11 protein-coding genes, 2 tRNA genes and 1 rRNA gene are annotated in these 12524 nt (G+C 27.8%); 12 read left to right on the top strand and 2 right to left on the bottom strand.

Annotated elements, in window-relative coordinates; translation table 4 throughout:
- The first annotated feature begins 22 nt into the window (after nt 1-22).
- The 4 genes from MYE_RS03635 to MYE_RS03620 all read left to right on the top strand — a co-directional run bounded on the left by MYE_RS03635 (nt 23) and on the right by MYE_RS03620 (nt 2786).
- Complete coding sequence (locus tag MYE_RS03635) at nt 23-1015, top strand: hypothetical protein (RefSeq protein WP_042733546.1); 993 nt, start codon at nt 23-25, stop codon at nt 1013-1015.
- Nucleotides 1016-1075: 60 nt separating this feature from the next.
- Nucleotides 1076-1729, top strand: a complete 654-nt coding sequence (locus MYE_RS03630) for a phosphorylase family protein (protein WP_042733545.1) — start codon at nt 1076-1078, stop codon at nt 1727-1729.
- Between the two features lie 104 nt (nt 1730-1833).
- On the top strand, nt 1834-2403 hold the full coding sequence (gene fic / locus MYE_RS03625) for a protein adenylyltransferase Fic (protein WP_042733544.1): 570 nt from the start codon (nt 1834-1836) through the stop codon (nt 2401-2403).
- Between the two features lie 110 nt (nt 2404-2513).
- Nucleotides 2514-2786, top strand: coding sequence for a type II toxin-antitoxin system RelB/DinJ family antitoxin (locus MYE_RS03620; RefSeq protein ID WP_042733543.1), 273 nt, complete (start codon nt 2514-2516; stop codon nt 2784-2786).
- A 79-nt stretch (nt 2787-2865) separates the two neighbouring features.
- Here MYE_RS03620 and MYE_RS03615 read toward each other — a convergent pair whose 3' ends face one another.
- Entirely contained in the window at nt 2866-4179 is a 1314-nt protein-coding gene (locus MYE_RS03615; RefSeq protein WP_042733542.1) for a thymidine phosphorylase, read from the bottom strand.
- A 257-nt stretch (nt 4180-4436) separates the two neighbouring features.
- On the opposite strand from MYE_RS03615, the gene MYE_RS03610 reads away from it, so the two are divergent.
- Nucleotides 4437-6119: a phospho-sugar mutase gene (locus MYE_RS03610; RefSeq protein WP_042733541.1), complete on the top strand. Its 1683-nt coding sequence runs from the start codon at nt 4437-4439 to the stop codon at nt 6117-6119.
- Nucleotides 6120-6127: 8 nt separating this feature from the next.
- Nucleotides 6128-6796, top strand: a complete 669-nt coding sequence (gene deoC, locus MYE_RS03605) for a deoxyribose-phosphate aldolase (protein WP_042733540.1) — start codon at nt 6128-6130, stop codon at nt 6794-6796.
- Between the two features lie 46 nt (nt 6797-6842).
- Here the strand turns inward: deoC and MYE_RS03600 are convergent, their stop codons facing one another.
- Nucleotides 6843-7760 (bottom strand): hypothetical protein, encoded by a 918-nt coding sequence (locus MYE_RS03600; RefSeq protein WP_052491426.1) that lies wholly within the window; start codon nt 7758-7760, stop codon nt 6843-6845.
- A 203-nt stretch (nt 7761-7963) separates the two neighbouring features.
- Here MYE_RS03600 and MYE_RS03595 point away from each other — a divergent pair, with 203 nt between their 5' ends.
- From MYE_RS03595 to MYE_RS03570, 6 genes are all read left to right on the top strand, one after another.
- Complete coding sequence (locus MYE_RS03595) at nt 7964-8308, top strand: calcium-binding protein (RefSeq protein ID WP_042733539.1); 345 nt, start codon at nt 7964-7966, stop codon at nt 8306-8308.
- A 67-nt stretch (nt 8309-8375) separates the two neighbouring features.
- Nucleotides 8376-9413 (top strand): lipoate--protein ligase, encoded by a 1038-nt coding sequence (locus MYE_RS03590; RefSeq protein WP_042733538.1) that lies wholly within the window; start codon nt 8376-8378, stop codon nt 9411-9413.
- Between the two features lie 73 nt (nt 9414-9486).
- On the top strand, nt 9487-10272 hold the full coding sequence (locus tag MYE_RS03585) for an alpha/beta fold hydrolase (RefSeq protein ID WP_042733537.1): 786 nt from the start codon (nt 9487-9489) through the stop codon (nt 10270-10272).
- Between the two features lie 106 nt (nt 10273-10378).
- A tRNA-Lys gene (locus tag MYE_RS03580) sits at nt 10379-10454 on the top strand.
- 6 nt (nt 10455-10460) lie between these two features.
- Nucleotides 10461-10544 (top strand) — tRNA-Leu (locus MYE_RS03575).
- A 322-nt stretch (nt 10545-10866) separates the two neighbouring features.
- Nucleotides 10867-12390, top strand: a 16S ribosomal RNA gene (locus tag MYE_RS03570).
- Nucleotides 12391-12524 lie beyond the last annotated feature (134 nt).

The raw sequence follows: 12524 nt of genomic DNA, 5'->3' as shown, positions 1-12524 counted from the left end.
TAAATTTATAAAAGGAGATTTTATGTTTTATTATGATCAAAATTCAGTTTTAATTGAAATAAGAAAAAAAGATAATTTATATATAATTGGAGATCAACAATTCGATCAAATTCCTATGTATGTTTTAAACAGTATGTACACTTCAGCTAATTGAAATAGAGCATTAAAATATTTCAGTAAAGAAATTGGAGATATTATAGGTTATTATATGTTGAAACTAGATATCTATTTAGATTTTGAAAACAAAGATTTAATTTTATTAACAAAGCAAATGTTTTTTAGAAAAATAATTAATCAAAAAAGATTTAAAAATGAATTTTTCCAAAAAGTTTTAGATCATAAACATAGACATAGATTAATAACAGATAAACATAAAATAATAGATGATAAATTTATTGATAAATATAGTCCAAATAATTATAGTGATATATTAAGAATTCCTTCAATTAATAGATTTATAGTTAATGAAAATATTGATTTAGATAAATATAGATTTAAAGATTTAATTGTTATTTCAGATAAATTTGATTTTAAAATTACTAATAAAAACCAAAGAATTTATTATATAAATAAAAATGATTTATCTAATTATAATGAGTTTGAAAATGCTACATTTATAGATTTAATAAATTATAAAGTTTATGTAAATGCTGTTTTAAATTGAAAAAATAAAATAGTTTTAGAAATAGAATATGATGACTTAAACAATATTGATTTAGTTAAAAATGAAATTATAAGGATTTTTAAAAATAATTTTGATACTAATTTAAATTGACATTTATATAATTTAACTTTTGATAATAAATATTTAGTTGAAGGTATTTTAAAAGTATTTGAAAATAATGATTTTATTAAATCAATTGAGATTTTAGATAATAGTTTTAAAGAATTAAAGTTAAATTATTTTGCAATTATTTTTAAAGATGATAATTTAATTAATTTGATAAGAGATTATATTAAAACTGATGAAGATCTAAATAAATTCAATGAAATTTTTACAAGGTATAACTATTAAAATTTTGATAAAATTATATAAGATAGAACAATTATGAAAACTATCGTATAGGAGTAAAAAATGCATATTAATAAAAAAGCTGATATTGCACAAACAGTTCTAATTGCTGGAGATCCAAGAAGAACTAAATGAGCAGCAGAAAACTTATTAACAGATTATAAATTAGTAAGTGAAGTAAGAAACGCTTTTGTTTATACTGGAATGTATAATGGACACAAGGTTTCATTTGCAACTTCAGGTATGGGTCAACCATCAATTGCAATTTATGCTACTGAACTATTTAATGATCATAATGTTCAAAAAATTGTTAGAGTAGGAACTTGTGGAACATATAATAACGATATTAAAGTTGGAACAGTTGTTGAAGCTGCTAAAGCGTATTCTGAAGTAAATATTTTTGAACCATCAAAAACAGGATGACAAGTTGAAAAACCAAGCTTAAATTTAGGTGCGGGTGTACCTGTATCAGTTCACTGTGCTGATGTATTTTATAGAATTGCAGATTTAGATCCAAAAGAACAAGGACTAGATGTTGTTGATATGGAAAGTTATGCATTATTCTATTTAGCAAATCACTATAATAGACAAGCATCAACAATTTTAACAGTTACTGATAATTTATATGATCATTCTAATGATATGACTGCTGATCAAAGAGAATTAGCGACATTAGAAATGTACAAAAACGTTTTAAAAAAATTATTTAATGAATAAAATAATCCAACCTTAGGTTGTTTTTTGTTACAAAATAATTATTTTTTCTAATAATTATATGTGGATCGATATAATTTCTAAAGATATTTTGAAAGGAGTAAATAATGAAATCAAATTTAATTGAAGAAGAACATGAAATAAAACTTTCTGTAAAACGATGTTTAGAATTATGAGATAAAGATATTCTCAATACTTTTGAAGTAGGATCTTGAAAAGGTTTACAACAAATTCATAAATACATTTTTCAAGATGTATTTGATTTTGCTGGAGAAATGAGAAAAGTTAATATAGCAAAAAATGACTTTATGTTTGCTCCGCTTATATTTTTAGAACAAAGTTTGAAATCAATTGATAAAATGCCAGAAAATACTTTTGATGAAATTATAGATAAGTATGTTGAAATGAATATAGCTCATCCATTTAGAGAGGGAAATGGACGTTGTACTAGAATTTGATTAGATTTAATGTTAAAAACAAAACTAAAACTAGTGATCAACTGAAAAGATATTGATAAAGATAGTTATTTTGATGCGATTATTAGATCAAGCGTTGACGATTCAGATATGAAACAATTATTTAAAGAACATTTAACAAATAAAATTGATGATAGAGAAGTTTTTATTTTAGGAATTAAAAAGTCATATGAATATGAAGGATTTGATATTAAATTGTAAAATTATTATAAATGTATAGACAAATTAAATACATTTATATATAAAAAACATTTAATTGTGTATTTTTAGTAAACAATGTTATCATGTTATAATGAAAAAAAGGTGATAACATGAAGACAACAAATTTAAATATAAGAATTGACAAGGAAACTAAAGAAAAAGCAGAAGCTATATTTCACGAACTAGGAATAACTACCTCGGCAGCTATAAATATGTTTTTAAAAGCGGCAATTAGAAAAAACACACTACCATTTAGTATTGAGTTAGATACACCAAGTAAAGAAACTTTAAAAGCCATAAAAGAAGCTGAAGAACTTTTGAAAGACCCTAATACAAAATATCATTCAAGTCTTAAAGAATTTTTAAAATCATTAGAAAAATAAATGTTTTAAATCTAATTCAATAAAACAAAATAAAACCCCATATCCGCTTTACGGTTTATGGGGTTAATTATTTTAATTTTTATTTAACATCATCAGAAATAATTTTAATAACTACATCTTCAACTGGTTGAGTTTCAACTATTTCAAAAGTTGATTCAGCTAATTTAATTCATTCGTTATTAGTTTCTTTATTTGTAAATAATGTCATAACTACATCATCTTTTTCAACTTTTTGTCCAAAGCTTTTATCTAAATAAATTCCAGCAGCATGATCGATATCTTCTTCTTTTGTAACACGTCCTGCACCTAATTGCATTGACAATAATCCTAAATTTTCAGCATCAGTAAATTTAATGTAACCTGATTTTTTTGCTTTAATTTGAATAATATTTGAACATTTAAATACTTCATCATAATTTTCTAATACTGATCAGTCACCGTGTTGAGTCACAACAAAATCTTTTAAGTAATGTGCAGCTTCTCCTGATTGTAATTTTTTATAAACATCAGCTTTAGCTTCTTCTAAGTTATCAAATATTTTAGCTTGTAATAATGTGATAGCAACTGCAGTTACAACTAATTCGTTGAAATCTTCTGGTCCTTTTCCGTTAAGTGTATCTCAAGCTTCTTTTACTTCAATGGCATTACCGATCGCTTTTCCTAAAGGTTTATTCATATCAGTTATCATAACTGCAATTTTTCTGTTGTATTGTTTTCCAACTTCGATCATTCTTTTTGAAAGATCTAAAGCATCATCAACAGTTTTCATAAATGCACCATTTCCAACTTTAACATCTAAAACTAATCCATCATTTTCAATAATTAGTTTTTTACTCATAATTGAAGCTGTAATTAATGGCATTGAGTCAACTGTTCCAGTTACGTCACGTAATGCATAAATCTTTTTATCAGCAGGAACAACGTTTTTAGATTGAGAAATAATACTCATTCCAACTTTATTTACATTATCAACAAATTCATCATTACTTAGTTCACTTGTTCAACCAGGAAATGATTCTAATTTATCGATAGTTCCACCAGTTTTACCTAATCCTCTTCCAGATAATTTACATACTTTAATTCCATAACTAGCAACTAATGGACTAAATACTAAACTAGTTTTATCTCCAACTCCACCAGTTGAATGTTTATCTACTTTAAAACCATCAATTTTTCTAACATCATAAACATCACCAGACTCAACATAACTTTTTACTAAATTTGTTGTTTCTTTATCTGTCATATCAGTAAAATATGTAGCCATACAAAATGACGCCATTTGATAATCTGTAATAACTCCTTTTACATAACCATCAACTACTCATCTAATTTCTTGTTCTGTTAGTTCAATGTTTTGTTTTTTCTTTTCAATAATATTTGCAAATGTAAGCATAATAAAAATCCTATCTTTCTTGTAGATTAATTAATTTAATTATACTTTTTAGATATAATAATTCAATTTTTGTATATGATAAAGATTCTTATAGACTTAATTTGTTTAAAAATTTATTTTTATTTGAAACATTTTTTCACTTTTTTCTAATACTATATTGAGTAGGTGTTTAGCAATTAACTAATGATGAGATTAATTTGATAAAATGCAATTAATTATAAAATGATACAATATATATTGATAAAGGAGTTAAACTTATGAGCTTTGATAAAACAAATAAAACTTATTTAGAATGAATTGAGAATAAAAATTTAGATTCAGAATTAAAAGAATTATTAGCTAATGCAAGTGATGAAGAATTACAAGCTTCATTTAATTTAGAACTAGAATTTGGAACAGCAGGAATTAGAGGTATTCTAGGAGCAGGTCCTGGACGTTTTAATGTTTATACTATTAAAAAAGTTACTATTTCTTATGCAAAGATGCTTATTGCAAAATACAAAGATAGATTAAATGATGGAGTTGTAATTGGTCATGATAACAGACATAACTCAGCTAAGTTTACTCAATTAGTAGCTGATATTTTAACAAGTTTCAATATTAAAGCATACTTATTTAAAGATAATGCTATGAAACCTACTCCAGTTGTTTCATTTGCAACAAAAACATTAAATTGTATTGGTGGAGTTGTTATTACTGCTTCTCACAACCCAAGTCAATATAACGGTTATAAAATCTATGATCCATATGGTTGTCAATTAATGCCAGAAGACACTGATTTTATAGCAAGTGAAATGGATAAAATCGATGATATTTTAAATTGAGAATTTAGGCCAAACACAAGTTTATTAGAAACTGTTGATCAAAAAGTTATTGATAAATACTTTGATATGATTAGAAACTTAGAGTTCTATAAAAATGAACAAGAATCAAAATCAAAAGTAAAAATTATTTTTTCAGCAGTGAATGGAACAGGAACTGAATTTACTCCAAAAGTATTAAGAGAATCAGGTTATGAAGTAATTGAAGTTGCTGAACATGCATTTGAAGATGAAACATTTAAAAATGTTGTTAACCCAAACCCAGAATTTGACCCTGCATGAAAAATACCTTTAGAATATGCAGTTAAACATGATGCTGATATTGTTATTATGAACGATCCAGATGCCGATAGATTCGGTATGGCTATTAAACACAATGGTGAATTTATTAGATTAAATGGTAATGAAACTGGACCTATTTTAATTGATTGAAAATTATCTAATTTAAAACGTTTAAATAAATTACCAAAAAACCCTGCACTATATTCAAGTTTTGTAACTTCAGATCTAGGAGATAGAATTGCTTGTGAAGGTTATGGATCAACTATTGTTAAAACATTAACTGGATTTAAATGAATGGGAGATCAAATTGCTAAAGAACCAATTACTGGATTAAACTTCGTATTTGCTTATGAAGAAAGTTTTGGTTATGTTTTAGATGATTCAACAAGAGATAAAGATGGTATTCAAGCTTCAATTATGATTGCTGAAGCATGCTGATTCTACAAACAACAAAACATGACTTTAATTGATTATTTAAATTCTTTATATGATACATATGGATACTACTTCACTGATACTGTTAACTTAAACTTTAAACCAGAAGAAAAAGACTTAAAAATTAAACCTTTAATGAAAGCTTTAAGAGAAAAAGGTATTAGTGAAATTGCTGGATTAAAAGTTATTAAATCAGAAGATTACATTAACGGTTTACACAACATGCCAGGTCAAGATCTATTAAAATTCTACTTAGAAGATAAATCTTGATTTGCTGTAAGACCAAGTGGTACAGAACCTAAATTAAAAATTTATTTCATAGGTGTAGATAAATCAATTGATTCAGCTAAACAAAAAGTTCAAGCAATATATAATGAACTAAAACAAATGCTAAACATATAGGAGTAATTATGGAAATTAAATTAAATAAATATATCGATCATACAGTATTAAAACCAGAAGCGACTAAACAAGATATTATTAACTTGTGTAATCAAGCTAAAGAATATGATTTTGCTACAGTGTGTGTTAATACTTGTTGAACTAGTTTTTGTAAAGAATTATTAAAAGATAGTAATGTAGGTATTACAAATGTTGTTGGTTTTCCATTAGGTGCTTGTCTAACTGAAGTTAAAGCTTTTGAAGTTAAAAAAGCTATTGAAAATGGTGCTGATGAAATTGATATGGTATTAAACGTTGGTGCTTTAAAAGATAAAAACTATGATTTAGTTTTAAATGATATGAAAGAAGTTAAAAAAGCAGCTGGAGATCATGTTGTTAAAGTTATTTTAGAAAACTGCTTATTAACACGTGAAGAAATTATTAAAGCTTGTGAATTAGCTGTTGAAGCAGGATTAGAATTTGTTAAAACTTCAACTGGATTTAACAAATCAGGAGCTACTGTTGAAGATGTTAAATTAATGAGTGAAGTTGTAAAAGATAAAGCTCAAGTTAAAGCTGCTGGTGGAGTTAGAACTTATGAAGATGCAATTGCAATGATCAATGCAGGAGCTACAAGACTAGGAACTAGTGGTGGAGTTAACATTGTTAACGGAAAAGAAAACAATAGCAGTTATTAATAATTAAAAAAGATATGTCCGCCGGAGACATATCTTTTATTTTCTATTAAAGAGCTGAAGCTAAAATAATTACCATAAAAATAAATATTATTCATAACACAGCAAATAATAGATATTTGATAGAAGATGATCTTTTCTTATTAACTTTATTTGATCTATTTTGATAATTAACTGCATAATTATTAGTTTGTTTATTTTGATAACTATTAGCAAATTGTTTTTCAATAAGATAATGATCAACTATAGTTTTTCTTCTTTTATTAACATAAATATCTAACGCATCTAATTTTTCTAACTTTCAATATTCAACATAATTTATTGAAGCATCAACAGATAAGGGTTTAATTCCTGCTTTTAGATATCTTTCTAATTCTTCATAATAAAAATCTAGTTTATCTTGATCTTTAATTTCTTCATCTAATGCTCTTAAATATCATTGTTTACCTTTTCAAATTCCATTCTTTTCCATGTAATCTATACATTTAAAATAGTCTAATTTTAGATCTTTTATGGAATGATAAATAAGACATTTACGTTCATCATCAAATTCTTGTTCTGAAAAATAAGTGTTTAGTTTTCTAACTATTAAAAACACTCCATGCATACTTAATCTATTTTTAGTCTTTTGATAGATTTTTATATGTAATAATAAATGTTCAACTAAATTACAATAAACTAATCTATCTTTTGTTTGATATTCAGGATATTTTGTCATATTTTCTTTTGAAGAAAGATTAGGAACTTTGTCTTCATCAATATGATGAATTTCTAATCCATAAAAAGATCTTTTAACATTTAAATTCTCAGAGACAACATCAAAAAATAAAGTACGCTTTGTATAATCACCTTCAGCCATACCATATTTGTATAAAAGAAAATTAACACACTCATAATAATCACACTCTAACATTTTTTCAATATCAGTGTAATTATCATCTAAAAACATTTTTTGAACTTTATCCATAAATTAATTTTATTATAGTTTAGTATTTTTTATTTCAGCATTTCTATTAACACTTTTATTTTGATTATTTTTAAATTTAGTAGTGTTAGTTTTGCACAAAAGTTATATCATTTAATTAAGAGTTAAAAGTTGATTATTTAACACTTTAATAATCTCAATTTAGCTTTAATAATATTGAATATTTTTAGTAAAGGCGGTTTGTTATGAAAAAAGTTTATAAATATTTAACTATCGAAAAAATAGATAATAAAGAAGAATATATTTTAAGACTAAGTCAGCAAGTTAAAGAAGATATTCAAACAATTGGATTTATTCAATTTAAAAATAAAGATAAAACTATTTTAGAAAAAGATGATGAGTTTATGGTTATAGAAGCATCAAAAACTATTTTAAGTTTTAAAATACCATTTAAAGCTAAAGTGGTTAAGAAAAATAAAGATGCAGTTGAAGATCCATCAATTCTAAGTTCAGATGATCAAACTAAAAATTGAATTTTAATCGTAACTGATATTGATAAAGATGCATTTGAAAGTTTAGAAGATTTTTAAAATTAAATTAATTAAATAATTTTTATAAAACATTAAACCATAGTAGTTAATATTGGAGGAAAAAAATATGATTTTAGTAGAACCAATTAGAAATGGACAGTATGTTGATGATGGAGCTTATTGATTAGCAATTCAAATTTGAGCAGCTCAAAATTTAAAATTAGATGACACAATTGTATTTCCAGCAATTAGTGCACCACATATTCAAATGGGATATTTCCAAAATCCTGAAGTTGAAGTTAATTTTAAATATTTAAAAGAACATAATCTACAAATTGTAAGACGTAATACTGGTGGTGGAACAATTTATATTGATTCAAACGCAGTTAACGTTTGTTATTTAATTCCTTATAAAGATCATAAAAAAATTCTAGGTAATTTTGATGAGTTTTATAAACCAACTATTAAAATTTTAAAAGAAATGGGAGCAGTTAATATTACTCAATCAGGTAAGAATGATTTAACTATTGATGGACGTAAAGTTTCTGGTGCTGCTATGATGTTGTTAGATGATGTTATTTATGCAGGTAATTCATTATTATATAGAGTTGATTATGATGCTATGGTTGAAGTGTTAAATCCAAACCGTAAAAAAATTGAAGCAAAAGGAATTAAATCAATTAGACAAAGAGTAGCTGCATTAAGTGAGTATTTAAGTGATGAATATAATAATTTAGATATTTTTGAATTTAAAGATGAGTTTTTGAAAAAATTATTTAATGTTGATGATTTATCTAAAGTTCAACGTTACATAATTAATGAAGAAGAATGAAAACAAATTGATGAATTAGTAAATACAAAATATAAAAATTGAGATTGAAACTATGGACTAAGTCCAAGATATGAATATAACCGTGATGCTAGATTAAAAATAGGAACAATTAATTTTTCAATTGCTGTAGAAAATCAAAGAGTAGATAAACTTAAAATTAGTGGTGATTTCTTTGCTAAGAAAAATATCGAAGAATTAGAACAAGCTATTTTAGGAACTAAGATGACTTTTGAAGATCTTACTCAAGCATTTACAAAAGCAGATCTACAAAGTTATTTCTTTAATGAAATTAGTGTTGAAGAAGTTGTAAAAATTATTTTAGATGAAGAATAATTAATAAAAACATATAAACTTGAAAAAAGTTAGTATGTTTTTTTATTGTAAAATAATTTAAATAGGAGTTTGTATGAGTAAAGTTATTTATGATTATGATTTTATTTTTAAAGATAATAATAATGTTGAACAAAATGTTATTTTTTGTCACGGATTTAACTCATCACCTAATTCATTTAAACAATTTCAAAACTATTGAACTAAAACTAATTATTATGCATTACAATTTCCAACATGTAATAAAACCCCAACTTTAAAAGATCATCAAATAAGTATTTATCAATATGCTAAATTATTAATTGAGTTTGTTAAAAATAATAACTTAAAAAACATAACTTTAATCGGTCATTCTATGGGATGTATGATTATTTCAATAGCTTATATGACTGATCCTGATTTATTTAATAAATTAATTTATATAGCTCCTACTAATGCTTTGAAAAATAGACATTTAAAAAAATATTATTTTCCTAAAGATTTTGATTCTTATTTACAGTTTTTAGATTTACTCTATTATGATAGTAGTATTTTTACTTCTAATAGTAATTGGTTAAATCAAGCTAAACAAAATTTTAATGCTAATGATTTTAATGATGTAGTATTAATTAAATTAAGAGATTCATTAGAAGAAGATCAACTTCAACAAGATATTGTAAAAGCTCATAGTTTAATTAATATTCCAACTTTACTAGTTTTAGGCGAAGATGATAAATTAGTAAATCGAGCTGAGTGTTTAGATTATTTTAATAAGCAAGTTAAAAATGTTAAAACTTGTTGAATAGCTAAAACTGGTCATATGATATTTGATGAAAACTTTGATGAATTTATTAATGTAGTTGAAGATTTTATATTAGATTAATTTATTGAATTAACAGCTCTAATATTAATATTTTAAAAATTTAAAAAAATTTAATTTGATAATTGAAAACTAAAAATAATAGTGTTATTATTTTATAGTCGTTCATGACTCGTTAGCTCAGCCGGTAGAGCAACTGGCTTTTAACCAGTGGGTCCGGAGTTCGAATCTCCGACGAGTCACCATTGTTTGGGGAATTGGCGGAATTGGCAGACGCACTAGACTTAGGATCTAGCGCCTTTGGCGTAAGGGTTCAAGTCCCTTATTCCCCACCAACTTGGACAATAAATCGACCGGATAAAAACCGGTTTTTTATTTGAAAATTGTTAAGTATATATCAATACTTTTATAAGTAAAAAAAATTAAAAATTTTTCAAAAAAGCACTTGTATTCAATAGTTAATCGTTATATACTTAATTTTGTCACTGAGAGAACAAGAAATTAAAAAAGTCTTGATAGTGAGTATGATCTTTGAAAACTAAATAGAACAAATTATTGTACAAATCTTGTCAAAAAGATGAATTTGAGTAATACAAAATACTTATATTAAAACAATAATAAAATAGTCAGAATCTAACTTAATTTATAAAACAATTTTAAAATGAGAGTTTGATCCTGGCTCAGGATAAACGCTGGCGGCATGCCTAATACATGCAAGTCGAACGGGGGTGCTTGCACCCCAGTGGCGAACGGGTGAGTAACACGTATCTAACCTACCTCATAGCGGGGGATAACTTTTGGAAACGAAAGATAATACCGCATGTGAATCTTATTATCGCATGAGAAAAGATTGAAAGGACCGTTTGGTTCACTATGAGATGGGGATGCGGCGTATTAGCTAGTAGGTGAGGTAATGGCTCACCTAGGCGATGATACGTAGCCGAACTGAGAGGTTGATCGGCCACATTGGGACTGAGATACGGCCCAGACTCCTACGGGAGGCAGCAGTAGGGAATTTTTCACAATGGACGAAAGTCTGATGAAGCAATGCCGCGTGAGTGATGACGGCCTTCGGGTTGTAAAGCTCTGTTGTAAGGGAAGAAAAAATAGAGTAGGAAATGCCTCTATATTGACGGTACCTTACCAGAAAGCCACGGCTAACTATGTGCCAGCAGCCGCGGTAATACATAGGTGGCAAGCGTTATCCGGATTTATTGGGCGTATAGGGTGCGTAGGCGGTTTTGCAAGTTTGAGGTTAAAGCCCGGAGCTCAACTCCGGTTCGCCTTGAAAACTGCATTACTAGAATGCAAGAGAGGTAAGCGGAATTCCATGTGTAGCGGTGAAATGCGTAGATATATGGAAGAACACCTGTGGCGAAAGCGGCTTACTGGCTTGTTATTGACGCTGAGGCACGAAAGCGTGGGGAGCAAATAGGATTAGATACCCTAGTAGTCCACGCCGTAAACGATGAGTACTAGGTGTTGGGGTTATCTCAGCGCCGCAGCTAACGCATTAAGTACTCCGCCTGAGTAGTATGCTCGCAAGAGTGAAACTCAAAGGAATTGACGGGGACCCGCACAAGTGGTGGAGCATGTGGTTTAATTCGAAGCAACACGAAGAACCTTACCAGGGCTTGACATCCAGTGCAAAGCTATAGAGATATAGTGGAGGTTAACATTGAGACAGGTGGTGCATGGTTGTCGTCAGTTCGTGCCGTGAGGTGTTGGGTTAAGTCCCGCAACGAACGCAACCCTTGTCGTTAGTTACTAACATTCAGTTGAGGACTCTAACGAGACTGCTAGTGTAAGCTAGAGGAAGGTGGGGATGACGTCAAATCATCATGCCCCTTATGTCCTGGGCTACACACGTGCTACAATGGCTGGTACAAAGAGTCGCAATCTCGCGAGGGGGAGCTAATCTCAAAAAGCCAGTCTCAGTTCGGATTGAAGTCTGCAACTCGACTTCATGAAGCCGGAATCACTAGTAATCGCGAATCAGCTATGTCGCGGTGAATACGTTCTCGGGTCTTGTACACACCGCCCGTCACACCACGAGAGTTGGTAATACCAGAAGTGGGTAGCTTAACCGCAAGGAGAGCGCCTCCCAAGGTAGGACTGGCGATTGGGGTGAAGTCGTAACAAGGTATCCGTACGGGAACGTGCGGATGGATCACCTCCTTTCTATGGAGATAAAACATTTATTATTGACTATTTTAGTTCTATTTAGTTTTCAGGGATTGTATAAATCTCTGAAAATGATTGTTCTTTGAAAACTGAATATTAGATGAAATGCAATTTTCTGATTATAACAACAT

The sequence above is a fragment of the Mycoplasma yeatsii GM274B genome, from assembly GCF_000875755.1.
Taxonomy (GTDB): Bacteria; Bacillota_I; Bacilli_A; order Mycoplasmatales; family Mycoplasmataceae; genus Mycoplasma; species Mycoplasma yeatsii.
Note: the sequence above shows the minus strand (reverse complement) of the source record. Positions and strands in the feature narration are given on the sequence as shown.